Origin of the sequence: Flectobacillus major DSM 103, from assembly GCF_000427405.1 — a bacterium.
Lineage (GTDB): Bacteria > Bacteroidota > Bacteroidia > Cytophagales > Spirosomataceae > Flectobacillus > Flectobacillus major.
This window is the reverse complement of sequence record NZ_KE386491.1, coordinates 2,211,436-2,237,510: the sequence shown is the minus strand read 5'-3', so window position 1 is coordinate 2,237,510 and position 26,075 is coordinate 2,211,436. Positions and strand designations below refer to the sequence as shown.

Here is a 26,075-nt window from a genome sequence, read left to right as displayed (position 1 = left end):
TATGCCATAATGGCACAAAGAGGCTTTTTCTCGAAGAGAAGACCTACATCGACTTAAACTTACCTTTATTTTTTTCCTCAAAATCCCCAATCCATTGGTTTAATAATGCTACTTCGTCCGCACTAATAAGCCCTTCCTCTTGATAAGGAACTATAACATCAATAACAAAATCATATTCAATATCATCTTTGATACGCTTTCGTTTCAAGATTTTCACTAATTTATTCTCTCGTTTATAAGGTAATCCAGCCTCTTTTATTTTCTCCCAAAACTTTTCCACAGTTTGCCCATTACCTTCTTGGAAATAAGTAAAAACCTCGTCAATAGAATACTTTAGACTCGCCATATTAGCATATTGTGGCTGTGGATTAATTAATTCATCTTTCCACCCAGAATAAACCAAAATAAATTGCTGCTTATCTTATTCTCTGAAATCGTTTAATGTAGCCACTTGCAAAACATCAATTGCTATATCAATTGCTTTCACAAGGTTTTCAGCAGCTTTTAAATATTTAGTATCTTTCATCTGATACCCATTTTTAAGTATTTAATTTTTCTCTAGATAAGTTCGAAGTGTCTCTTCAAATGTAACTATATCGAAATCGCCTATTTTAATCTTTGATATTACAGGTAAAGTATTAAGGATTTCTGATTTTAAATACTCTTGTAATTCATTATCGGGAGCATTTAAAACCTTCATATAATCAAGCTTCAAATCACAGTAAATAACTCCTTTTTCATCCATTTCTTTAGCTTTCTGAAATTTTGCTTTTCGACTTTTAAAAAAGGGTTCAATACGAGGCTCTAAACATATTATTGATAGAACGAGTTGACCTACATCTTGGCTAAAAAAAGATAATTGCAGATATTCATTTAGAGACTTTTCTATTGAATTTGCCAAAAAAGATAGTTTACCCAATCCTAAACTGGTTTCCATTGTGAAGTTAAATTTCATGTTTTATTTTATTTGAACATTTTATTACCAGAAGGTAATTTGCCATTTGCGAAAAATATTCGTCAAGTAGAAACTTTTCTTTTAGCAAGTATGGATTAGTTAATGTCCAACTTTTACTCGCTGAGTATTTCTATGTAATCACTCATTATATCTTCAAGAATTTCAGTTTCTTCTGTGTCTAAATTCATAAATTGCACCTCTTCTATATACTCTCCAAGCTGTTCCTTAATAACTGAAAACGATTCTTCTGACTTTAACTTCTCAATGAAAAAAAACATAAACTCTTCAAAATGGAGTCTTATTTTTATTTTTTCGTTATGTTGTATATTGAGTTTTTCCTCGAGCCTTTTGAGTTTTTCTTCAAAGAACTTGAAGCGATTCTCTTTATTTTCTAATATAGAAAGTAGAATATTTCTTTGGTCACTTGAGATTTTTTTTATTTCTTCTGATTTGTAATAAGTATAATTGGTAGGTAATGGCATAGGACTTATAAATAGTTCTTCTACTTTTTTTGTAAAAAAATCTATTTTCCCTAGTTCATGATTGAAATCACTTATAAATTCGTTCACATTAAAATTTTTAATAGGATTGATCTTTATATAGTCTAAAACGCTACTCAAGGCTTTTATACCGATTATATGAAAATTATTGCTATCAGATTTACGGAGTTCTTTATCGTTTATCTTTACACTAATTTCCAGCGTTTTTGATTTTTTAAAATAATCATATCCTACGACTAAACCAGTCGCAAACGACTTGTTTAATGAGATACAATTAAATTCTATAAATAAAAATTCTATGCTCTCTCCATAGTTTTTATCGTTAATAATATTTTCGATAGAATATGTGAATTGCTCTATTAAAAATGCTTTTCTCTCTGTTTTTAAATCAAAAGATTGTGTTATTTTAAGTTTCACGTTATTTTAATATTAGACTTTTTACCTATATGCTGTCAATACTCTCTCTGAATATAAAACTATTTACATTCATTATTCATGTATATAAATATATCCTAAAAATCGTTTGCTATCATCTTCAAAAAAAAGACTTATTTCATCGTTATCTTTAGTTTTTACTTCAATAAATAAAACCTTCTCCGATTTACTTTCTTTTAAAGCAAATGCAGATTCATTAAGCCCTTCATAAACAGTCTTATCATTAGAATAGTAACGATAATTTTCATCAGCAAACATGTCACTACGTGTTTGGTATATGTCGTGTAATTCGACTCTATTCTTTACAAACTTAAAAAGTATTTCCCCTAACTCTATTTCATTAAATGAAATAAGGTCAAAGTTTGTTCCTGTAACTGTTTTGATTAATTCTTCTGTTGTCATTTGTTATTTGATTTGTGTTGGATTCCATGTTCCTGTATCCCATGATTTTAGTACCTGAGCTCCTCTAATTATACCCATAATCAAAAATTCCTGTTCACCAGGATATTTAGCAAAAATATTAGGTAATAATCTAGGATCTCCAATTTGCATTTGTATTTTCAGTATAACACCATCTGCTTTTGCCCTCCATGCCGCAACATTCGGTTCAGTAGACCAAGATGTAAAAATACTATCAGTATTGCCTACACTGTGTTGTCTTGGAGAGTCATGTCCACCTCTTGGGATTGCAATTCCTTGTCTTGCCAATATATATTGAGCCATATAACTCCTATTTACTCCCCTAAATAATGTTATTGTTTCCTTTTTTTCTGTTTTCGTTCCAGCATCAGCTATATCACCTGCAGCATCTATACTAGGAGTAATCGACATCAGATAACCCACTCCTAGGGCTACCAATCCCCATCCAGAAACACCAACAGCTCCTTCCCCTAATGCAACAGCACCTTCTCCTAATGACCAACCTATCCCTGTTCTACCAGCCATAATTGCAGTACCAGCAACAACGGTAGCACTTACGGCTTTGGCTTTAGTACCTTTCCCTTTGTTATTATTTACAGTTGTTTTCCCCTTGACAGGCTCAGTTTCTCCGTGATAATTACCATTCCCATCATCGCCGACATAGCCATCAAAAGTAGTGTTTCCAAAAACATCTCTGGTTGCCATTCCATCAGGGTCGATAAATCTTAATGGATTAACAAAGGCATAGGCATAAGGCGACCACCTTCTTGAGATTTCGGCTAAAGGGTCAATAGAAATAAATCTAGGCACAATATTATCATACCATCTTGCTCCAAAATCGGTGTAGCCAGTTTCGGGTAGATTTTCTTTACCTGTAAACTTAAAGTTATCTAAATTGGGTGTATTCTTGTAGCTTAGGCTTGGCAATTCTTCTCCCCACACTCCTGTATGGCTTTCTTGGGTTGTTTTGGCTATTCCTACAGAATCTTTGAAACTTACCCTAAGGCTGCCTAAATGGTCTTTTATATCGTACTCATACGTACCATTGACCACACGCCCTTCATCGTTTGCAAGTTGATAGACTACACTATTTCTGTATATCAAATTCCCTACGTAATCAGTCACGTTAGTACCAATGGTCTCTTTTAGCTTTTTGCCACTAGCACTGTATTGATATACAATTGTCGTACTTCCTTTAACAATTCTCTTGGGCAATTTCAAATAATTGTATTCAATCAGTGAAATTCCTTTATTGGCATCGCTGATTAAAGAGCCGTCCGAAGAGTAGGTATAATCCGTTGTGCCAGCGGCATGAGGTACGCCTCCCGCACTAAAGCTCGCTGTTTCATTGGAATTGTCCGTTACTGCTTGAACCTTATTGGAATTTGCTAGGTAAGTATAAGCCAAATTATCAATAACTCCAAAGTTGTTGTTGGTCTTTAATCCATTACGAACAAGGTTTTTAATGTTTCCATTATTGTCGTAGGTAACATTTTTCAAACTATAATCTTCGCCCGTTTTGCCACCCTGATATACCCCTGCTTTAATTCGATTTGCTCCATCGTAACGATAGGTAAAGGAACGGCTCAGGTTATCAAGTGAGGTTTTCCATTCTTGTTTTCGGATATTTCCATCATAATATGTGCCATCTTCTTCGTAGCCCAGTTTCATGGCAAACAAATCGCCATTACTGAGAGCTACATTACCCGAAGCATCCAAGTTAATTCCCTTTAATCCCCCTCTAATGTGGTAGGTATAGTCCACACTTTGTAAGGCTGTGGCGTTGCCACTAGGCACTAATATTCCCAAATTTAGTTGGGAAGTAGTAGCCATATCTAATGTTCCTTTGTTCAGTAAGCTACCTGCATTTACTATCGTGTTGCTAGGGATAGCGACATGATGCCCTGTATTGATGGTCACAAAATCAGAGAGGGTGGGCAAATTACCTGACCACGTCGAAGCATCTGACCAATTACCTGATTGTTGGCTTACAAGATTATTGCTAGGACGGAGCTGTTTCTGAATCAATCTTCCAATGGCATCGTATTGATAGGTTGCTAATTGTTGTTTTGCTCCATTAATTCCGTGAATGTAGCTTTTCTTACGTCCTATATGGTCATAACTGTATTCTGAGGTTTCTGTAATCAAACTTGCCGACGTTCCTGTATCATGGCTTTTACGAACCCGAAGGACTTCCCCTACAAAATTATAGTGCATATTGAGGTGTTCTTTTCCTCCTAAATGGTTATCACTATTTTGATTGACTAGGCGTAAACGATAGTCATAATACAGGGTACTTGCATACCAATCGTTCGTACTTAGATTTCGTTCCTTTCCACCCGTTAGTTGTCCATCCATTTGAGTAGTACTAAAGGCAGGGTCGTCGTCGGTGCTTAACTGATTACCCAATCCTGTAGGAATCCAATCGTAGGTATCATAATACTGCACTTTCATCACTTCGGCATCGCTTGGATTGGCACTTGAGGGAAAGCTCTGCTTTGTGTAGGCTAATTGAGCAGTTCCTCGTTCTTCATAAGGCGTAGTTATGGCATTAAATGCCGTTTGAAGAACATCTCTATCACTACTATTGTAGCTTGTGGTAATTCCTGCCATAATGGTTCTTCCCAGTGCATCATACTTGGTAAATTGCCATTGCTTAGGGCTTTGTGCTGCTTCCTGTGGGTCTTGTGTCATAACAGGCCTATCGAGTTTATCATAAACGATAGAAGTCCAACCCATGCCAGGAATATGCTTACGAATTAGGCGTCCCCGTTCGTCGTACCGATAAGCGTACATCCCCTCTGTAAAAGCCGTCTCACTTTCTGATAAACTTAATTTACTATTACTAAAGAGCAAGTAGGTTTCAGGAGGAATGACGTAAGCCAAACGCTCAAAAATATCATAGACATAATGCGTCGTGAGGATGGTATCCGCACTTACCTCTACATCTTTGCGAATCAATCTATTTTGAGGGTCTTTGTATTCAGTTAGTTTTTTACCTCGTTCGTTCGTGGTAATGGTCATACTTAGGTCATGCGACTCATAATAGCGTAAAGACGGATTAATACTCAAGCCATTTGCAGCCGTAATTCCTGCAAACTCATAACTTTTAGAAGTAGCTAAATTGTTCGCAGCAAAATTGCTACTACTCGCCCCTACACCATACAACCCTGCTTGGAAATAAATCACCGAATTGGCAGGAGCAACTTTGTATTGTACGCTAACCGATTTAGTAGCCGTTCGCCATGCTTGCCCTACACCATACTGTTCTACAGGACGATTCAGAGGGCTATTGTCAAAGGAATTTACGCTAGAAAATGGAGCATTGTCGTTATAGAAGGCACTCGCCAATGCTTGAGGATTGGGTAGGTATGCTCCTCCAGTACTTGAATTGGGTGTAGGTAAAAAAGTTTTCACCTGTCTGCCAAAATTATCGTAAACAGCCGTATTAGTCACAATATCCTGTTGCCCATCGGCTGACCCCCTAACAATGACCGTCTGCAAGGGTCTTCCCAAGCCATCCACATAGCTGATACTCGTTTGCACCTGTGAATAGGGAGTTGCATTGCTTAGGCTTGTTAAGGGAACTCGTGGCACTTGTTCTAATACATAACTTTTAGTACTACTTGGAGTTACTTGAGCCCAAAGTGGTAATTGTGAGAACACTAGTAATAAGACTAGCGACCACAAGCGAGAATAGAAAGTAGAATGTTTCATGTGGGTTTAGCTTAGTATTTATATTGGTATTTTTTCAAAATATTTCCATAATGGTCTTTCAGGTGTAGTAACCGACCAAAAGTATCGTATTCAAAGCTTGTTTTTATTCCTGCCGGATCAATGCTATAAGACAGTCCTAAAAGTGGTATATTGAAGCCAAAATAGCTAGTGAGCTGTTTAGAGCCTGCACTATTTTGGGTTTGGCTTGTGGGATAAGCAAAGGGGATATTGTCGTTTGCCGCATACTGATAACTATACGAAGTATTTGCACCATCGCTTTGATGAAAACGCAGTAAATAGCCCTGATTATCGTATTGGTCAAAGAATACTCTCGTTTTATAATTGGCATTTCTAGGAATGCTTGTGGTATTCACAGATGGATTAAATAAGTCCCTTGAAGCCATATAAGTAATGGAATTATTAGGCCCTAGAAACGTATTCCAGACACATTCTAATAAATCCGTTGATTTGGGGACAATCGCTGTTTCGTTGGCTGTTCCACTGGCGGTACTCGTTACGGCAAAGGTGTTAAAATGTCCACCAGTAATGATAAGAGGAGAAGTCGGAGCTAGTAAATCTTGTCGATAATCGACCTCTTCAATAACCGTTGTAAGCATATTTCGCTCTTGCATTCGTTTGAGGGCATATACTTCTGCAGACACAGGAGCATTGGAAGGAATGCTGGTAAAATCTTGCGGATACCAACGTAGTTTGTTAAGTAAAATACTATTGGCTACATACTCTTTAATGAGTGTCGGCTGAAAATGGCTAGTACTATAATTTGTTTCTACTTTTTTGGTCGTGAAAAGACTTTCGTCCTGATTGTCATAGACATTTTCAATCGTGCCTGTCTGTTTTACTAGACCATAATTCCAAGCAAAACTACGAATAGGTTCATAACGATTATCATTGGTTAAACATCCACTTGATTCTGGAGGAGTACCATTGAGGCGTATTTCTGATTTTCCTAACAGATAACCAAGTATTACAGTGCTTGCAGCTTCTAAGGTGGTGTACGTATTGATTTGTTCATATTTTTTCTTTCCATCTGTACCGTAAACTACTTTACTGAGTAGTTGCCCCCGATTCCAATGGCGACTAATTACCGTTTGCTTGCCAGAAGAAGGAATTGTGTATAAATCGTCCGAGGCATCATCTTTAAAAGTATAAACCGTTTTCCCATTGCTCGTACTCAAACCATTATAGTCTTCTTGATATTCCGTAACGACAGGATAAGTAACAGTACTACCTTCATTTGGGTTAAGAGAATAGGTAAAGCTAGATGAATAAATCCTAGAAATATAGTTGTAATCAGGGTCTCCTGGGAAAACTTGTGGGTGTTTGTATTTTTGAGCTACTTCATAGATTTTCGAGGCTGTATTTCTGAGTGTGCCATTGCCATCCTCTAAACGGCCATACTTATAAGTTTTTGTTGTGGTATTGCCCTCCCCATCATTGCTAACAATTTGTTTAATTCGTAAGCCACCAATGATTTTTTGAGTAGAAGTAATCGCATCATAGTATCTATTGGCTTCGTAGGTAAAATTGCTATATCCCCCCGTTGGATAACTAATTGAAGTAAGCATCCATGCTTGCATCGAAGATTCATGAGCTGTTCTATTACCTCCTCCAATCGTATAGGTTATCTTTGCCGCAGCATTCCCATTATAAGTATAAGTTTGTGCAGGTAGTAATGTCGTATTATTGAGCTGACCGTTATAATAACCCCAATAATCCCTTGCTTTAGAAGTAGTAGCAGGCAAGGCTTGATTATTATAGGTTAAACTATAGTCTCCTATGGTGTAACCTTGATTATCAAGAAGTTGTACTTTTTCTAAAAGCATCGCAATATCTCCACTATACGAGTTTAAGCGTTGTTTATAAACATATTTAAACGTATATTTTTTAATTAAAAAATAAGTATTGGAATTTATATTATAACCATAAATATCAATTGCATCTAATGATTTGCCATAGCCGTCTTGCCTTGTCGTTGGACTTGTAACAAATACCACCTTGCCCATTGGAAACGTTATTTCATGAAGCAGTTTTCCAAAAATAGTAGCGGATTCTGTTGTTGTACTACCTGACTGCCATCCTACTGTTATTGTACTATTATTCAGTCCAGAAGCATCCGTTGTGTAAACTTCTGTGTCAATAACATCTGCTGAGTGGCTAAATGAGGTATTATCAAGGTAAGAAAAATTGATGACATCTCTTTTACTTACGCCTTGAATCTGAGTTAAATGCCAAGCACTTGTATAACCGCCACTTATGCTAGATGAAGTAGTACTTTCTGGTTGAGCGTAAAGGTAGGTGAGCCCTTCTTCATCTACTATTTGAAGGTTTGTTAAGGAACTCGTCGGATGTGTAATGATACTTTTATCCGATTCTTGAAACACATATCCTTGATTGGGTAATAATACAAAAGAGTTACTTCTTTTAGGGGTATTATAGGTAAAGACGTCTCGCTCAAGGTCAGTATTTGCTCCAATATAATTGTCAAGGTCTGATTTCAGCTGTGTCGTTAAGCAAGTAATAGGGGTAGCAAGGGTGGGTAAGTTATTATTGAGTAACCCTCCATTAATTTCATCGACTTTGCCACGAACATTGCGATTTATGGTATAATTACCTACAAGACTCCAGCCTAATCCAACCCAACTTGCAATGTCATTTACACGATTTCCTGCTGAATGATAAGACAATTTGATTGGTACGACGATATTACCAACCTTAATTTCATACAGAGGAATATCAATAGATGCTAAACCTGTGTACATCGAAACTGGTATTTCTCCAAAGCGTTCTAATCCTGATACATTAGGAGATTTAGGGGATACTTGAGGTAAGTATTGTTTTATCTGATCTTCAGTAAGATTGATGTTGGCATCCTTTAATGCAGACGAGTCCTTTGGTACTTTTTCTGACGGGGATTGTGCATAGCTAGAACAAATTAATCCTCCCCAGAAGGAGATGAGTAGAAAAAGGTGTTTCATATTTTGTTTTGATTTAGGTTCTTTAATAGCTAGATATATAATTATCATGCTAATAAGACATCAAAAAGCCATGAGTGTCACGTGTTTGTATCCTAATTGTATGGTTTTGATTTTTCTTTCAAATTCTAATGTCTTGAGCATCTTTACACTTTACAAGAGGCATCTATGCTTTTCCTTTTGCATGCTCAGACTTACATAAAAAATCAAATTTGCTTTGAAAATGTATCGGATACTAGTGGGGGAGGGGGTATCAAACATTTTGAACTATCGAAGAAGGCGTAAATGCTCTTTTAGTTCAGTTATGAATGGTATTTTAAGCATTCTCTGCACAGGCACGTTGGCAGATAAACGACGAAGTAAAAATGTACTAAGTTTGTGATTCTGATGACTAAGAGAAAGCCAAACAAAGTGCTTAAAATTAGATTCTTTCGTCTAATTCCAAAATTATTCCAAACATATTGAAATAGTTTTTTCAATATGTTCTGACATTAAACAGCTCACACAAACTGATTTTGTATAAATGCCTAATTATGTTCAAGAATATGTTTAAGGTTTTTTAGCCCTATCGAAAGTTCGTGGCCAATCATTTTATCCATTTTCATCAAAGGCAACAGCAAGTTGAATGGATATTTGATTTGGCTATCAAAATGCCATTGAACTTTGGTTTGTGTGGTCGATATACTAATTGTTTCCATTTTGGCTTTGGCTATTCCATCAAAAGGCTTAAAAAAACGCAAGTCGGTAGTTAGGTATTCACCGTCCAATACCGCTGTGATTTCTTGTTCCCCTTTTCCTACCTTTTGGTTTGAGCTATCCCAAGCTGCAATAAAGCCCACAGTGCCATCTATTCCTCGATATTCCTTTTTCATATTGGGGTCTAGGGTAGCCCATTTACTAAAAGTATCTTGGTTTTTGAGAAGTTTGATGAAGTCAAAAACAACCTGTTTGGGTTGGTGAATAATAATACTTCGTTCAACTGCATATTCTGTTTTGAGAAATAGGGCAATAAGAAGTAGTAAAGCAATAAGAGCCAATAAGCCCAAAATAATAGTGGTAAAAATTTCCATAATTTTATAGATTAAAGTTGAAAATAGGATAATTTCTTGAAAAATAGATTGAAGTGATAAAAGTTTAAAACTACTTTGTCGTATTGCTATTGAAAGGTTTATCGAGTACATAAAAATATTGATAAATCTGTAAAAAAGAACAAGATGTTATCAATATTTCCTAGAAAAAAAGCATGAGTCATCCCGAATTGTGTGATAATTTAAAATAGAGACCCCCTTGTTGGTGTTTATTGGAAAAAAAGCACACAAATGTTAGATATTTATTGACTATTAATCAAACAAGGCGGCCGAAATTAGTTTTTCGACCGCCTTGTTTGATTAAAAAAATTGGGATGATTTATGTTTTTTGTGAATCACCCAAATACTATTTTTCGTGTTTGGGGAAATTCAGGAATGTTGATGTTAGAATTGGAACGACAAAAATAGCTACTGTCAAAATTGAGATATAAGAATCGGCTGTTTCGCCTTCCAAAAATTCGCAGATACTAATTTGTGGGAACAAATGGCATGCGGCCGAAAACGTTAGTTTTAAGCCCAATACCCCAATAACCACAAAAGCCGAAGTTTCGAGAAAAGGGTATTTTTCCATAAGCCTTACAAAAGCCTGAGCTACAAAACGCATGGCCAAAATACCAATAAATACACCAATCCAAATCAAGTAAATATTGTCGGTAAAAGCAACAGCCGCAAAAACATTGTCGATAGAGAAGGCCAAATCCATGATTTCTACCATAATAACAGTAGACCAAAAAATGCCAAAACGCCCAATTGTATGTTTATAAATCCAATTTTCTTTTTTGTTCAGAATATCATCTTCGTGGCTAGGAGTACTTTCTGTTTTGAAATAATCGTAGCATAAATAAAGCAAATAAAGCCCGCCGAGAGGTTTGAGCCACCAAACTTTTACTAACATGGCTGCAAACAAAAGACAAATACCGCGGAAAATATAAGCACCAATAATACCATATTTTAAGGCTTTTTCTCGTTTTTCTTTGGGCAAGTCCATTACCATTGTAGCAAGTACTGCGGCATTATCTACTGAAAGAAGGCTTTCTATTAGAACTAAATTACCAATAATTAAAAATGCTTTTCCTAAATCGTTTCCTAATATTTCTCTTAAAAAATCCATGTTGTCTGTTTAAAGTTTCCCAAAGTTAATTATAAAGCGTTCTAAAAATAAAATCAGTAACCTAAATTGTTTAAGCGGATAGCGAATGGGATAACTGGGTAAAATCATAATTTAAAGGATTTTGGACAATATTGATAAATTATTGAGTATAATATGGGTGAATTACCTTTATTTTGAAAAGTAATTTATTCATTTTATCCCAATAATACTAAAATTTAACCTTATGGCATTGTCCAATCAGTCTAATACTCGTAATCCCTATTTGATACCCTTTGTTTTGATAACGGTTTTGTTTTTTCTGTGGGGTTTTGCTCACAACCTCAATCCAATATTGATTCCACATCTCAAAAAAGCTTGTCAACTTACTGATTTACAGTCTGCTTTTATTGATTCGGCCTTTTTTGTTGGGTATTTTGTTATGGCTATACCTGCAGGGTTGGTCATGAACCGATATGGTTATAAATCAGGTATTATTGTAGGATTATTGATTTTTGCGGGCGGGGCATTTTTGTTTTATCCTGCGGCCGCTACCCGTACTTATGGATTATTTTTGATGGCTCTTTTTATTATTGCCAGTGGTTTAACGTTTCTCGAAACAGCCGCTAATCCTTATGTAACGGTACTGGGCGATAGTGCCACTTCTACCCAACGCCTTAATCTTTCACAGTCGTTTAATGGCCTAGCGGCATCGTTGGCACCATTGGCAGGCAAGTTTTTTATTTTAACCGATACCACTATTTCAGAAGAGCAAATCAAAAGTTTGTCGCCCGAAGAGGTTAATACCCTATTAACACACGAAGCAGAAAGTGTACAAATCCCTTATATCGTGATTGGTTTGGTGGTGCTTTCGGTAGCATTAGTTTTGTGGAAAACGCATTTGCCAGATATAAAAGAAGATAGCGACGCTTCGACAGAAAGTGGCAATACTGGTAGTATTTTCCAACAAAAGAATTTGATATTGGGTGTTATTGCACAGTTTTTTTATGTTGGGGCTCAGGTATGTGTATCGAGTTTCTTTATTCGCTTTTTAGGAAAAACAGCTAGTATTTCAGAAAAAGAAGCCGCAGGTTATTTATCATTTGCTTTGTTGTGCTTTATGTTAGGGCGATTTTTAGGTACATTTTTAATGAAATATATTGCTCCCAATCGTTTGTTGGCCGTGTATAGTGTCTTTAATATTGTGTTGTTGGCGGTGGCTATTACGGTAGGAGGTATGCCTTCTATTTACGCATTGATTGGTGTTGAGTTTTTTATGTCGATTATGTTTCCAACCATTTTCTCTTTGAGTATCCAAGGTTTGGGTTCGCAAACCAAGTTGGGGTCTTCATTGGTAATTATGTCGATAGTTGGAGGGGCAATTTTTCCTGTAGTAATGGGGCGTATTTCGGATGTTAGTAGTATCCAAACGGCCTATATTGTGCCATTGGTATGTTTCTTTGTTGTATTGTTTTTTGCTATAAAATCAAAATCAGAGAAAGGAGCTACTATTTCGGGGGGGCATTAATAATTTGGAAAGTATCATAACCAAAAATATATGAAAAAGTACGCATTATGTCTTGATTTGAAAGACGACCCGCAGTTGATTGCAGAGTATGAAAGCTATCATAAAGCCGTTTGGCCTGAAATTATTGATAGTATTAAAGGGGCTGGTATCAGCAATATGGAGATATACCGTTTAGGCAATCGCCTTTTTATGATAATGGAGGTAAACGAAACGTTTTCTTTTGAGGCCAAAGCCAAAAGTGATGCAGAAAACCCAAAGGTACAAGAATGGGAATTGCTGATGTGGAAATACCAACAAGCCCTGCCTATGGCCAAAGAAGGTGAAAAATGGCTTTTGATGGATAAGATTTTTGGGTTGGATTAAGTACATACGTTGAAGCAGATGCTGAGGAAAAATGAGTCACCCTAAATTTAGTGGTTATTTTTGAATATGATTTTCAGCAGTTGAGATGCAATGCTTTGAAATTTAATATACAAAAGGCGTTCGAAAAACTAATTTCGAACGCCTTTTGTATATTAATCCCTAAATTTAATCGATAAGCCTTTTCAATGTTCATTTGACTGAATCCCAACAAACACAAATTGGAGGTTTCTTTTAATGTTATCTAAAATTCGGGACGACTTATATTTGGGCTTTAAGGCATTGGCTGTAAGCCTTCCCATTTTACTTGCCATTTTCCATTTTTGGGAAATGACGTTTCTCCTTTTTGTAGATCATCACGGGTACACATCATCGCTATTGTAGCCAAAAGCCCTCCATTGCCAGGCAGATACAGCCTTAGGCGTTCGTCCTGAAAGTTATGGCCATTTACTAAATAAGTATTGGTTTTTATATTCATCATTAGGCCATCAATAGCCTTTTCTGGATTGCCGAGCCGCGCGGCTGTCATGCCTACCATTGGGAAGTCCCAGCCCCAAGTGTCGTGCCATTGCCAAATTTCCCATACTTTATCAAATGTTCGTTGCATAGTAGTAATGTCCAATTGGCTGCTTTGAGGCAACATACCCAATGCCCCTAATACAGCAGGGTGGTCGGTCAAAAACTTTGGGTTGGTATAAGAATCCTTGGCACTTTCAGTAGCCAAATATACGCCGTCTTGTATAGGAAGGGGCGAAAGTTTGTTCAGGACATCGCTGTATTTGGGGTTAGGAGCAAGCCCTAGGGCCTTTCGCCATGCTTGGGCAGTGGTTAAAGCCCAATGCCAATATACTAGCTCATAAGTAGGATTAAAGGTTTCTTCTGGATTAAACCGTTCTTGTGCTGGAATTAAGCCTTTTCCTAAAATATACCGTTGTGTTTGGGTATCCCAATGTGGATACGATGCCATAAAATCGGCTGTAGCAAATACTAAGTCTTTGTATTTGAGTAAAGTAGCCTTTTGAGGTTTTTGTCGGCGGACTAGCTCGGCAAAGTAAATAAAATGGGGCTGTTGCCAAATCAAAAAAGCTCCTACCGACGACGGGGATTCTTGGCCTGCGGGGTCGGTCATTTTTTGCCACCGAACCCCATCATATCCTTGTCGTTGAGCAATTTTTTTTGCTTCTGGATATACCTTGGCATACCAGCCAAGGCTTTTTTCTAATAAATCTATACGTCCCCAAAGGGCAAAATGAATACCATGCCACCAGTGCATTTCGAGGTGTGGCTTTCCATACCAACTATTGTAGGTTAGTCCTGTTTCTTGAGGAGGTTCGGCACTGGTGCATTGTATTTTGGTTAAATATTGCGACAAAACAATTCTTCTTTCTAGCTCATTTGCCCTAGGGTCGGTACTTCCTGCAAAATCAATAGCTCCTCCACGTTTCCAAAAATTTTGCCAATGAATCATGCTTTGCACTTTGATAGCCATAAAGTTTGCTAGCTTAAATGTGGGCTTTTTGGCTGAAAATAAGGTGCTTAACTCAAGGGTACTTTGTCCTTTTTCGGGACTAATGACAAACTGGTGAGCTTCGCCTTGGCTAATTGTTGCTTTTTGTTGCCACTGCAATTGAACAAAATAGGAGTCATTGTCGAGTTGATGCAAAATAGTAGCACTATTACCTACTTGCTGAACAAGGGCCGATTGATGTTGGTCGGGATGTTTTCGGTTTACTCCGCTGTCTAGGAATTCGTTGCTTGGAAAAGGAAAACGTAATTGGATTTTTAGCTGGCCAGTTTGTAAAAGGGGAGATTCTACTTTCAAGGCAATTAAATCTTGTGACGATGAGCAGAGTGTTTGGACTTTTACGGGTTGATTGTCAAAAACAAATTGACTTTGAATTTCGCCCGTCCAAGGATTAAGGCTTTGGTCAATGGCCAAAATATCAGATACTTTTGCTTCGGTGCCATCTGATTTGAGGAGGATAAATCCCAAATTGCCCAATTGTAAACGATGCGGATTTTGCCTAAAATAATTAACAGCCTGTTTGGCATGTTCTGGCGAGTTGATTTGTACACCATAAGAGACTTTTTTGCCATTTAGGGTATATTCTTTTAGGCTTTCTTCAAAACGGTAGTTGTTGGTATTGGGAAAAGTATGCCAGCCCCATTCCGACTGCGTACCCAGCGGAATTCCTTGGGCATAGTGTTCTGGAAAAGTTTGTAAGCCAGTGGCATCAACGGTAAATGCAAATTTGCCATTGCCAACCGACAAGGATGCCAATGTGTCCATTTGTTGCACTTTTACAATATGCCTTTCTACTACGGCTTTCCTGTTGATACTATTTTGTCCTTGCAATAAATATGAGCAGAACAAAAATACAAAGACAAATCCTAAGTTTTTTTTTGTATACATGACAAGTAAAATAAGTAAGAGGGAGTTTTTGGAGAAAGAAAATAATGACCTTTTTTTACTCTTTTGACCAGTGATATATTACACTTTTCTGTTTGAATAAGCTAGCTCTACGTTCACTTCCGAACGAAAAGTGTATCAATATCGAACACTTTTAAATAAATGATACATGTATAATTATTTGATTGTTAGGTGTTTATGTGATTGGCACAATCTTGTGTATAAAATAATTAAGTATCTCTTGATTAAACTATTAACTAAACGTTCAATTCTGTCATGCTGAAGAATTATCTAAAAATAGCTATTCGTAATTTGCAAAGAAACCTCGTTTTTTCGGGCATTAATATTATTGGGCTAGCTGTTGGCATGGCGGTAGCAATGCTTATTGGTCTATGGATATGGGACGAACTTTCGTATGACCAATACCATCAAAATTATGAACGTTTAGGGCGAATCAAACAAAACCAAATTTGGAATGGTCGTATTGGTACACAAGATGCTATTCCATTGCCTTTAAGGGCAGAGTTAAAAAATAAATTTGGTAGCGATTTTCAAGCAATGAGTCTGTCATCGTGGACGTTCGATCATATATTATCGCTAGGCGACAAGAAAATCAGCGATAAAGGTAATTACGTAGAGCCAAGTTTTCCTGAAATGTTAAGTTTGAAAATGCTCAAGGGTACAATCAAAGGATTGACAGACCCGCATTCGATACTACTTTCAGAATCGCTTGCTAGGGCTTTGTTTGGCGACAAAGACCCTATCAATCAAATGCTAAAACTCAATAACCAAACTAATGTAAAAGTAACGGGTATTTATGAAGATTTACCTCATAATACAACCTTCAACGAGGTAAGGTTGATGTTGCCTTGGGATTTATATGCTTCTGAACAAAAATGGGTAAAAGTGGCTGAGAGCGAATGGAATAACAACTCATTCCAATTGTTTGTACAATTAATACCTCAGGCCGATTTTGAGAAAGTGTCTGCTAAAATCAGGTTCTCAAAGTTTGTACACATGAAAGATGACCCTGCAAAAGCCGAAATGTTTGTACATCCTATGAAAAAATGGCATTTGTATTCAGAATTTAAAGGTGGCAAAATTTCGGGTGGACGTATTCAGTTTGTGTGGCTATTTGGCATTATCGGTTTATTTGTACTCTTGTTGGCTTGTATCAACTTCATGAACTTGAGTACTGCCCGTTCTGAAAAAAGAGCTATGGAAGTTGGAGTGAGAAAAGCCATCGGTTCTGTGAGAAGCCAATTAATAGGACAATTTTTGAGCGAATCTTTACTGATTGTTTTATTAGCGTTTGTATTGTCGATTGTATTGGTACAGCTTGCATTACCTTTATTCAATAGCCTTTCCGACAAGAAGATGGTTATGTTATGGGCAAATCCTTATTTCTGGTTATTGAGTCTGTCATTTTCGTTGATAACAGGGGTAGTTTCGGGAAGTTATCCAGCTTTTTACCTGTCTTCTTTTGAGCCTATCAAGGTACTAAAGGGAACGTTTAGAGTAGGACGTTATGCTTCTGTACCTCGAAAAGTACTGGTAATAATTCAATTTACGGTTTCGGTGACATTGATCATCGGTACAATTATTGTGTATCGTCAGATTTTGCATGCCAAAAATCGACCTATTGGGTATTCAAGAGATGGTTTGATAAGTATTGATATAAAAACACCTGAATTAAGAGGGCATTATGATGCACTTCGTGCCGATTTACTAAAAACAGGAGCTGTGTATGACATGGCAGAATCGCTGAGTCCAACTACCGATTTGTATTCAACACAAATAGGATTTGATTGGGAGAAGAAAGACCCTAATTTACAAGCCTTGTTTGGTATAGTAGCTGTTACACATGACTTTGGCCACACAGCGGGCTGGCAGTTTGTCAGTGGTAGAGATTTTTCTCGAAACTATTCTACCGATACAGCAAGTATGATTTTGAATGAAACTTGTGCCAAGTTTATTGGTTTTAAAGACCCTGTTGGTAAAAATCTAAATTGGAATAATAAGAACTATAAAATCATTGGAGTTATCAAAGATATAGTGATGGAGTCGCCATTTAATCCTATAAAGCCTACGGTGTTTTTTATAGATTATGGTTGGGCAAGTACTATTACTATCAAAATTAATCCACAAATGAGTGCAAGCGATGCTCTTCCCAAAATCGAAACGGTATTCAAACAGCACGATCCAGGAAGTCCATTTATTTATCATTTTGCCGATGAGCAATATGCTCGTAAATTCAACAGCGAGGAACGCGTTGGTAAATTAGCAACATTTTTTGCTGTACTCGCTATTTTTATTAGTTGTTTAGGCATTTTTGGTTTGGCTTCGTTTACGGCCGAGCAACGCACCAAAGAAATAGGTGTAAGAAAAGTATTGGGTGCTTCGGTATTTAATCTATGGCAATTATTGTCGAAAGACTTTGTGGTATTGGTACTTATTTCGTTTATGATTGCTAGTCCAATTGCTTATTATTATATGAACAATTGGTTGCTTACGTACGAATACCGTTCAGATATTTCGTGGTGGATTTTTGTAGTGGCAGGGTTAGGGGCATTGTCGATTACCTTATTTACAGTAAGTTATCAGGCCATCAAAGCGGCCTTGGCCAATCCAGTGAAAAGTTTGAGAACAGAATAATAATAGGTAGAAACGCTGAATTGAAACGGCTTTACATACATCCCACAAAATGCAAAGACTATGATACAAAATTATTTAAAAATCGCACTAAGGGCTTTACTCCGAAATAAGGTTTATTCCTTCATTAATATTGCAGGATTGGCTACGGGTATGGCTGTGGCTATGCTAATAGGGCTTTGGATTTATGATGAAACCTCTTACAACAAGTATCATCAAAATTATGATCGTATTGCTCAAGTATCACAGCATAATATTTTCAATGGCCAAAAATCGACACAGGTATCTAATCCTGCGGTAATGGCAGAAGAAATTAAGAGTCATTATGCCAGCGATTTTAAATATGTGTTACAGTCTTCATGGACATCAACCCATATTTTGACTTATGGTGAAAAGAAATTTACTAAATCTGGAAATTACTTTGAGCCACAAGTCACCGATATGTTAAGCTTAAAGATGCTAAAAGGTACAAGAGAAGGATTGAAAGAACCCAATTCGATTTTATTATCTGAATCAGTAGCAAAAGCATATTTTGGGGATACTGACCCCATGAATAAGCTCATAAAAGTTGATAACAAAGAGGTAGTAAAAATTACTGGAGTTTACGAAGATTTACCTTACAATTCTAGTTTTAAAGAAATGGAGTATATTTTGCCTTGGGAGTTATACTTGATTACCAATCCTTGGATTAAAAAAATGGAGAATCCTTGGGGAAGTAATTTTACCCAAACTTTTGCTCAATTAGCCGACAACGCTGATATGGACAAGGTTTCTCAAAAAATTATCAATGTTAAATTAAATAAAGTCGGCAGTGAAGCAAAAAGATATAAACCCGAAGTTTTCTTACAACCAATGAGTAAATGGCATTTGTATGGCGAATTTAAAGATGGCATCAATGTAGGAGGAAGAATTGAATTTGTATGGCTTTTCGGTATTATCGGAATTTTCGTTTTGTTATTGGCTTGTATTAATTTCATGAATTTGAGTACGGCTCGTTCTGAAAAACGAGCAAAAGAAGTAGGTGTTCGTAAAGCCATTGGTTCAGCTCGTAGTCAATTAATTATCCAATTTTTAAGTGAATCATTAGTCGTTGTAGTGTTTGCTTTCGTTTTATCAATCCTATTGGTTCAGCTTATATTGCCGTTTTTCAATGAAGTAGCTGACAAAAAAATGACGATTCTGTGGACAAACCCATTCTTCTGGCTGTTGGGTCTTAGTTTTAGTTTGCTCACGGGTTTAATTGCTGGAAGTTATCCAGCCTTGTATTTATCATCTTTTCAACCTGTTAAAGTATTAAAAGGTACTTTTAGGGTAGGGCGTTTTGCTGCTATTCCACGCAAGGTTTTGGTAGTTCTTCAATTTACCGTTTCTGTTACTTTAATCATCGGAACGATTGTTGTTTTCCGCCAAATTGAGCATGCTAAAAACCGCCCAATTGGCTATAATCGTGATGGATTAATTACCATGTATATGGCAACTCCTGATGTTCATAATCATTTTGAGGCTATCCGTACAGAGTTAAAAAGCTCAGGATCAATTGTTGAAATGACTGAGTCTGGAAGCCCAACTACTGAAGTTTGGAATACCAACGGTGGCTTTCAATGGGAAGGGAAAGACCCCAATTTGGCCGTTGATTTTCCGAACAATGGTGTTACTTATGAATATGGCAAAACCGTAGGTTGGCAATTTGCTAATGGAAGAGATTTCTCAAGAGAATTTGCCACAGATTCACTTGCGTTTGTACTCAACGAATCGGCGGTAAAGTTTATCGGCTTGAAAAACCCAATCGGAGCTACTATTACATGGGAAAACAGACCTTTTAAAGTAATTGGCGTAATCAAAGACATGGTGGTACAATCGCCTTATAAGCCAGTTAGGCCATCACTTTTTCATATTTCTAAAGACCAAGAAAATGTTCTTATCATTAAAATGAACCCTAAAATAAGTTCAAGGGTGGCATTGAGTAAAATAGAAACGGTTTTCAGAAAATATAATCCAGCAGCACCTTTTGAATACACTTTTGTAGATGATGAATATGCTAAAAAATTCGGAAATGAAGAACGAGTGGGTAAATTGGCTACCTTCTTTGCTGCACTTGCTATTTTCATTAGTTGTCTCGGCATATTTGGTTTGGCATCATTTGTAGCAGAACAACGCACCAAAGAAATAGGCATCAGGAAAGTATTGGGAGCAACGGTTTTGAATCTGTGGCAATTACTTTCTAAAGATTTTGTCTTTTTGGTGATGACTTCCCTGTTTCTTGCTACGCCAATCGCTTATTTTTTTATGAATAATTGGTTGAAAAAATACGAATACCGTTCAGATATTTCGTGGTGGATTTTTGTAGTAGCAGGGTTAGGGGCATTGTCGATTACCTTATTTACAGTGAGTTATCAGGCCATCAAAGCGGCCTTGGCTAATCCAGTGAAAAGTTTGAGAACAGAATAATTTACTGAAACCTAGAATCCGAAGCCTCCAACCCAAAAACCTAAAAAAACATGTTAAAAAATTATTTTAAAATTGCTCTTAGAACCTTGTTGAGAAACAAAGCTTTCTCGGCAATTAATATTATTGGTCTTTCGGTAGGAATGGCCGTTGCGATACTCATTGGGCTTTGGATTTTCGATGAAATGTCTTTCGATAAGTATCATCAAAAATACGACCGTCTGGCACAAGTAATGCAAAACCAAACTTGGAATGGCGTTATAGGTTCGCAAACGGCAATGCCTTTGCCTTTAGCCCCCGAGCTACGAGCGAAATACTCAGGAGATTTCAAAAATGTAGTGTTGTCTTCTTGGACTTTTGAACACATTTTGGCTGTGGGCGACAAAAAATTCACCAAAACAGGAAACTTTGTAGAGCCCAAATTTCCAGAAATGTTTACCTTCAAAATGTTGAAGGGTTCGCAAAAAGGATTGAAAGATCCTTACTCTATTCTTATCTCAGAATCGGTTGCAACCGCTTTATTTGGAGATACCGACCCGATTAATAAAATCGTAAAAGTAGATAACAAAACCAACGTAAAAGTAACGGGCGTTTATGAAGATTTACCACATAATACTACCCTCAACGAAGTATCATTCGTATTGCCTTGGGAACTGTATTTGGCTACCGAAAATTGGGTGAAAAACTCGCAAGATCAGTGGAATAATAACTCATTCCAAACTTTTGCAGAGCTAAATCCAAATGCAGATTTTGATAAAGTATCCGCAAAAATCAGATTAGTAAAATTCAATCACGACAAACAAGATGCTGCCAAACCGATGGTTTTCTTGCATCCGATGAGCAAATGGCATTTGTATTCTGAATTTAAAGACGGTAAAATCTCTGGCGGACGTATTCAGTTTGTATGGTTATTTGGCATTATTGGCGTGTTTGTACTTTTGTTGGCTTGCATCAATTTCATGAATTTAAGTACTGCTCGTTCAGAAAAGCGTGCGAAGGAAGTAGGTGTTCGTAAAGCCATCGGCTCGGTTCGTTCACAATTAATTACTCAGTTTTTAAGCGAATCTTTACTCATTGTAGTGTTTGCTTTTGTGCTTACGCTTGTATTGGTAACGCTTACTTTGCCTTGGTTCAATGAATTATCAGATAAAAAAATGTCCATTCTTTGGACAAATCCCTATTTCTGGATACTCAGTATTTCGTTTTCATTGATTACAGGTTTAATTTCTGGAAGTTATCCAGCATTTTATTTGTCTTCTTTCGACCCAATCAGAGTACTCAAAGGTACTTTTCGTGTGGGAAGATTTGCCGCCGTTCCACGTAAAGTACTGGTAGTGATTCAATTCACAGTTTCGGTTACTTTAATCATCGGAACGATTATCGTTTACCGCCAAATTCAACACGCTAAAGACAGACCCATCGGTTATAGTCGTGATGGCTTGATTGCTATCACCATCAATACTCCCGAATTGGTGGGTCATTACGATGCCCTCAGAAGTGATTTATTAAAAACAGGAGCGGTCTATGAAATGTCGCAATCGTCAAGCCCAACTACTGGTGTGTATTCAAATCAAATCGGTTTTAATTGGGAAGGCAAAGACCCAAATCTACAAGCACTTTTTGGAGTAATTGCTGTTTCGCATGATTATGGCAAATCGGTAGGTTGGAATTTTGTAGAAGGAAGAGATTTCTCAAGAAACTTTTCAACCGATACTTCTGGAATGGTATTAAACGAAGCCGCTGCCAAGTTTATCGGTATGAAAAACCCTGTTGGGAAGAATATCAATTGGAACGATAAAAATTACCGAATTGTCGGCGTCATTAAAAATATGGTGATGGAATCGCCTTATGAACCCATTAAACCAACAATATTTTTTATCAATTATGGTTGGGCAAATATTATCAATGTTAAGTTGAACCCTGCCATGAGTGCCTCCGCTTCTTTGGAAAAAGTAGGCGAAGTATTTAGAAGATACAACCCAGGCAGTCCGTTCGACTATAAATTTGCCGACGAACAATACGCTCTAAAATTCAATAGCGAAGAACGTATCGGTAAATTGGCTACATTCTTTGCTTGCTTGGCAATTTTTATTTCTTGTTTGGGCATCTTTGGTTTGGCATCTTTCACGGCTGAACAACGCACGAAAGAAATTGGTGTACGAAAAGTACTGGGTGCATCGGTATTCAATTTATGGCAATTACTTTCTAAAGATTTTGTGGTTTTAGTGATGATTTCATTCTTAATAGCCACGCCAATTGCTTATTACTTTATGAATGGCTGGTTGAAAAACTATGAATACCGCTCAGAAATTTCGTGGTGGATTTTCGGAATATCGGGTTTAGGTGCGTTGATTATTACTTTACTAACCGTAAGCTATCAAGCCGTAAAAGCAGCTTCGGCTAATCCAGTGAAGAGTTTAAGAACAGAATAATTTTTGAATTAGGAGTTTTGAGTGAGGAGTACATTTTCACCAAAACTCCAAAGCCCTTTAGTCATCAATCCTAAACTTGAAATTAGTAATGTACGAAAGCTTATCATAGTCTTTCAAATAAAATTAATGTTAATGTAGCAGTAACTCTTGCAGTTACCTCTTGCGGTTACTGTATTCACAGGCAACCGCGAGGGTTGCCACTAGACAAAAAATACTGAAAATAAGAACTATTTTGAACACAATAAAATCCTTCAGACAGAACTAACTTGAAATCCGAAATCTGAATTCCAAAATCCTAAAGTCAAGAAAATGTTCAAAAATCATTTAAAAATCGCTTTGAGAATCTTGTTGAGAAACAAGGTTTATTCTTTCGTTAATATACTTGGTTTGGCAATTGGCGTAAGTGCCTGCTTAGTAATTTATTTACTGGTCAGCTTTGAACTAAGTTTTGAGGATTTTCAACCCGACCGTGAACGGATTTATCGAGTAACTTCTGGTTTCAAAAACCAAGAAGGAGAACATTTTTATAACTCGGGTCTATCGTCACCAATGCCTGCTTCTCTTGCACAAGAAATTTCGGGTATAGAGTATTTGGCAGCTTGTCATGTTTGGAGTGCAAGAACATCTTTACCAAACGACAAAAAAGACGGTAAAAATCCACCTAAAATCTGGAAAAACGACAATTCAGAAGTATTGGTTTGTCAGCCAGCATATTTTAAAATTTTCAATTACGAATGGTTGGCAGGTAGCCCAAAAACAGCCCTTACTACACCAAACGAAGTAGTTTTAAGCCAAAGCGAAGCAGAAAAATATTTTGGCAAAATTCCTTTAGCACAAGTATTGGGCAAACAATTATACTTCAATGATTCTTTGGCTACCACCGTAACGGGCGTTGTGAAAGACTTCCCTGTTAATTCTGATTTTAAGTTTAAAAACTTTATTTCTTTCAAAAGTATTGAAACCCAAAATTGGCGTAAAGAATTTCAATTAGACCAATGGACAAATACCAATTCGAGTTCAATGGCTTTTGTAAAGCTTACTCAAAACACCAAAGAAAGTACTGTAAATGCACAATTTCCTGCTTTTCTAAAAAAACATCTCGACCTAAAAGATGAGTGGAATATTGGCAGAACACTTTCATTACAGCCTTTATCAGACATTCATTTTAGTGATATATTACAAGACAATTTTTCAAGACAAGTACATTTACCAACGCTTTACACTCTTTTAGGAATCGCTGGATTTTTGCTATTAATTGCCGCCATCAATTATGTTAATTTATCAACCGCTCAGTCTATTACTCGTGTGAAAGAAATCGGTGTTCGTAAAGTTTTGGGAAGTAATAGAAAAACATTAATAATCCAGTTTTTATGTGAAACATTTATTATCACCACTTTAGCCGTCTTTTTTTCTGTTCTTTTAGTAGAACCCATTCTTTGGGTTTTCAAAGAATTTATTCCGAAAGAATTATCTTTTAATATTTTAAATCCAAATATTTTAGGCTTTTTAGGCATCATTACACTTGGCACTTGTGTATTGTCTGGCTTGTACCCTGCTTGGATAATTTCGGCTTATCAGCCCGTTTCGTCTTTGAAAAATCAAATATCATCTGGCGGACAAACTCGTACTGCTCTACTTCGTAAAGCTTTGATTACTTTTCAATTTACGGCTTCACAAGTATTTATTTTGGGAACAATCATTGTGGCTACGCAGTCGAAGTATATGCTTAGTAAAGACCTTGGTTTTAAAAAAGATGCTATCGTGCATTTTTACACAGATTGGAACGACCCAGACAATAACAAAAAATTTGTATTGATTCAAAAACTCAAGCAAATGCCTGAAATAGAAATCGTTAGTCTTGGAGAAACTCCTGCAAGAAGTGGCTATTCTACCAACAGGGTAACTTATAAGGAAGGCGGAAAAGAAATTAAAACGGACGTTCATAGAAGAACGATTGATGAAAATTATCTACCGATGTTTGGTATCAAGATTTTGGCAGGCAGAAATATCACCAATAGCGATACCGCCAAAGAATTTATCATTAACGAAACTTACGCAAAAGCATTGGGCTTCAAAAAACCTGAACAAGCTGTTGGACATTTTTTAGTGTATTCTGGCGGAAAAGGAGATTACAAATTGCCCATCGTAGGCGTTGTGGCGGACTTTCATTTACAGTCATTACACAAAGCCATTCAACCTTTGTATATGATGTCGGAAACTAAATATGAAACAGCCATCAATGTAAAAATTCATAGCAAAGGACAATCTTCTGCTGATTTCAAAGGTGTTTTAGCCAAAATCGAAAAAGCCTGTAAGGAAATTTATCCTAATAGTTATGAAGAATTTAGTCCGCAATTTTTTGATGAAAGTATTGCCAAATTCTATGAAAAAGAAGAACGCTTTGCCAAAATTCTTAATACTGCTACGGGCGTTGCTATCTTGATTTCTTGCATGGGTTTATTTGGCTTGGTGGCTTTTACAACCCAACAACGCACCAAAGAAATTGGCATCCGCAAAGTATTAGGAGCTTCGGTGATGCAAATCATGCAATTGCTGTCGAAAGACTTTTTGAAATTAGTCATTTTAGGAATCTTCATTGCTACGCCCATTGCGTATTGGGCGATGAATCAATGGTTACAAGATTTCGCTTATCGGATTACTATTAGTTGGTGGATTTTCGCTTTGGGAGGCATTGCCTCTATCATCATTGCTTTGATTTCGGTGAGTTATCAATCAGTAAAAGCCGCTTTGATGAATCCAGTGAAGAGTTTACGAACAGAATGAGTTGAGTTGTGAATTTTGAGTGCTGAGTAAGGCGTATTTTTTCACCAAAACTCCAAAGCCTTTTAGTCATCAATCCTAAACTTGAAATTAGTAATGTACGAAGGCTTATCATAGTCTTTCAAATTAATATTAAAGTAGCAGTAACTCTTGCAGTTACTGTATTCAAAAGGGCAAGCGAAGGCTTATCATAGTCTTTCAAATAAGATTAAAGTAGCAGTAACTCTTGCAGTTACTGTATTCAAAAGGGCAAGCGAAGGCTTATCATAGCC

General features: G+C 36.8%; 15 protein-coding genes. 6 read left to right on the top strand and 9 right to left on the bottom strand.

Annotated elements, in window-relative coordinates; genetic code table 11:
• Positions 1-43 precede the first annotated feature (43 nt).
• The 8 genes from FLEMA_RS68325 to FLEMA_RS0111765 all read right to left on the bottom strand — a co-directional run bounded on the left by FLEMA_RS68325 (position 44) and on the right by FLEMA_RS0111765 (position 11,219).
• Positions 44-346 (bottom strand): hypothetical protein, encoded by a 303-nt coding sequence (locus tag FLEMA_RS68325; protein ID WP_218918533.1) that lies wholly within the window; start codon positions 344-346, stop codon positions 44-46.
• Positions 347-547: 201 nt separating this feature from the next.
• Positions 548-955: an Imm44 family immunity protein gene (locus tag FLEMA_RS68320; RefSeq protein ID WP_044171289.1), complete on the bottom strand. Its 408-nt coding sequence runs from the start codon at positions 953-955 to the stop codon at positions 548-550.
• A gap of 113 nt (positions 956-1,068) precedes the next feature.
• A complete protein-coding gene (locus FLEMA_RS68315; protein WP_044171287.1) occupies positions 1,069-1,872 on the bottom strand; it encodes an Imm44 family immunity protein in 804 nt (267 codons plus the stop codon).
• Between the two features lie 72 nt (positions 1,873-1,944).
• Positions 1,945-2,292: a hypothetical protein gene (locus FLEMA_RS0111975; protein ID WP_026995538.1), complete on the bottom strand. Its 348-nt coding sequence runs from the start codon at positions 2,290-2,292 to the stop codon at positions 1,945-1,947.
• Positions 2,293-2,295: 3 nt separating this feature from the next.
• Positions 2,296-6,027, bottom strand: a complete 3,732-nt coding sequence (locus tag FLEMA_RS68310) for a DUF6443 domain-containing protein (protein ID WP_044171285.1) — start codon at positions 6,025-6,027, stop codon at positions 2,296-2,298.
• Positions 6,028-6,038: 11 nt separating this feature from the next.
• Positions 6,039-9,023, bottom strand: a complete 2,985-nt coding sequence (locus FLEMA_RS68305) for a hypothetical protein (protein WP_144080083.1) — start codon at positions 9,021-9,023, stop codon at positions 6,039-6,041.
• 524 nt (positions 9,024-9,547) lie between these two features.
• Positions 9,548-10,090 (bottom strand): SRPBCC family protein, encoded by a 543-nt coding sequence (locus FLEMA_RS0111790; protein ID WP_026997708.1) that lies wholly within the window; start codon positions 10,088-10,090, stop codon positions 9,548-9,550.
• Between the two features lie 364 nt (positions 10,091-10,454).
• The gene (locus FLEMA_RS0111765) at positions 10,455-11,219 is read right to left on the bottom strand and encodes a MeeY/MeeF family manganese export membrane protein (RefSeq protein WP_026997707.1); all 765 of its coding nucleotides are present in this window, start codon (positions 11,217-11,219) and stop codon (positions 10,455-10,457) included.
• A 223-nt stretch (positions 11,220-11,442) separates the two neighbouring features.
• Between FLEMA_RS0111765 and fucP the strand changes: the two genes are divergently transcribed.
• The gene (gene fucP / locus FLEMA_RS0111750; RefSeq protein WP_044171281.1) at positions 11,443-12,723 is read left to right on the top strand and encodes an L-fucose:H+ symporter permease; all 1,281 of its coding nucleotides are present in this window, start codon (positions 11,443-11,445) and stop codon (positions 12,721-12,723) included.
• Positions 12,724-12,753: 30 nt separating this feature from the next.
• Positions 12,754-13,086, top strand: coding sequence for an L-rhamnose mutarotase (locus FLEMA_RS0111745; RefSeq protein WP_026995529.1), 333 nt, complete (start codon positions 12,754-12,756; stop codon positions 13,084-13,086).
• A 271-nt stretch (positions 13,087-13,357) separates the two neighbouring features.
• On the opposite strand, the gene FLEMA_RS68300 is transcribed toward FLEMA_RS0111745, so the two are convergent.
• Positions 13,358-15,496: a hypothetical protein gene (locus FLEMA_RS68300; protein WP_052354064.1), complete on the bottom strand. Its 2,139-nt coding sequence runs from the start codon at positions 15,494-15,496 to the stop codon at positions 13,358-13,360.
• Between the two features lie 273 nt (positions 15,497-15,769).
• Between FLEMA_RS68300 and FLEMA_RS0111640 the strand changes: the two genes are divergently transcribed.
• The 4 genes from FLEMA_RS0111640 (at position 15,770) to FLEMA_RS0111605 (ending at position 25,806) form a co-directional block, all read left to right on the top strand.
• Positions 15,770-18,148: an ABC transporter permease gene (locus FLEMA_RS0111640; RefSeq protein ID WP_026997706.1), complete on the top strand. Its 2,379-nt coding sequence runs from the start codon at positions 15,770-15,772 to the stop codon at positions 18,146-18,148.
• A 60-nt stretch (positions 18,149-18,208) separates the two neighbouring features.
• A complete protein-coding gene (locus FLEMA_RS0111625) occupies positions 18,209-20,593 on the top strand; it encodes an ABC transporter permease (RefSeq protein ID WP_026997705.1) in 2,385 nt (794 codons plus the stop codon).
• Between the two features lie 50 nt (positions 20,594-20,643).
• Positions 20,644-23,022: an ABC transporter permease gene (locus FLEMA_RS0111620; RefSeq protein ID WP_026997704.1), complete on the top strand. Its 2,379-nt coding sequence runs from the start codon at positions 20,644-20,646 to the stop codon at positions 23,020-23,022.
• Between the two features lie 309 nt (positions 23,023-23,331).
• Positions 23,332-25,806 carry an ABC transporter permease gene (locus FLEMA_RS0111605; protein ID WP_026997703.1) on the top strand — a complete coding sequence of 825 codons (2,475 nt, stop codon included), beginning with the start codon at positions 23,332-23,334 and terminating at the stop codon, positions 25,804-25,806.
• Positions 25,807-26,075 lie beyond the last annotated feature (269 nt).

Coding starts and splice junctions, on each gene's coding strand:
- FLEMA_RS68310 (WP_044171285.1), bottom strand. CDS start 6,027: ATGAAACATTCTACTTTCTATTCTCGCTTGTGGTCGCTAGTCTTATTA.
- FLEMA_RS0111975 (WP_026995538.1), bottom strand. CDS start 2,292: ATGACAACAGAAGAATTAATCAAAACAGTTACAGGAACAAACTTTGAC.
- FLEMA_RS0111790 (WP_026997708.1), bottom strand. CDS start 10,090: ATGGAAATTTTTACCACTATTATTTTGGGCTTATTGGCTCTTATTGCT.
- FLEMA_RS0111765 (WP_026997707.1), bottom strand. CDS start 11,219: ATGGATTTTTTAAGAGAAATATTAGGAAACGATTTAGGAAAAGCATTT.
- FLEMA_RS0111745 (WP_026995529.1), top strand. CDS start 12,754: ATGAAAAAGTACGCATTATGTCTTGATTTGAAAGACGACCCGCAGTTG.
- FLEMA_RS0111620 (WP_026997704.1), top strand. CDS start 20,644: ATGTTAAAAAATTATTTTAAAATTGCTCTTAGAACCTTGTTGAGAAAC.
- FLEMA_RS0111640 (WP_026997706.1), top strand. CDS start 15,770: ATGCTGAAGAATTATCTAAAAATAGCTATTCGTAATTTGCAAAGAAAC.
- FLEMA_RS0111605 (WP_026997703.1), top strand. CDS start 23,332: ATGTTCAAAAATCATTTAAAAATCGCTTTGAGAATCTTGTTGAGAAAC.
- FLEMA_RS68320 (WP_044171289.1), bottom strand. CDS start 955: ATGAAATTTAACTTCACAATGGAAACCAGTTTAGGATTGGGTAAACTA.
- FLEMA_RS68305 (WP_144080083.1), bottom strand. CDS start 9,023: ATGAAACACCTTTTTCTACTCATCTCCTTCTGGGGAGGATTAATTTGT.
- FLEMA_RS68325 (WP_218918533.1), bottom strand. CDS start 346: ATGGCGAGTCTAAAGTATTCTATTGACGAGGTTTTTACTTATTTCCAA.
- FLEMA_RS68300 (WP_052354064.1), bottom strand. CDS start 15,496: ATGTATACAAAAAAAAACTTAGGATTTGTCTTTGTATTTTTGTTCTGC.
- FLEMA_RS0111625 (WP_026997705.1), top strand. CDS start 18,209: ATGATACAAAATTATTTAAAAATCGCACTAAGGGCTTTACTCCGAAAT.
- fucP (WP_044171281.1), top strand. CDS start 11,443: ATGGCATTGTCCAATCAGTCTAATACTCGTAATCCCTATTTGATACCC.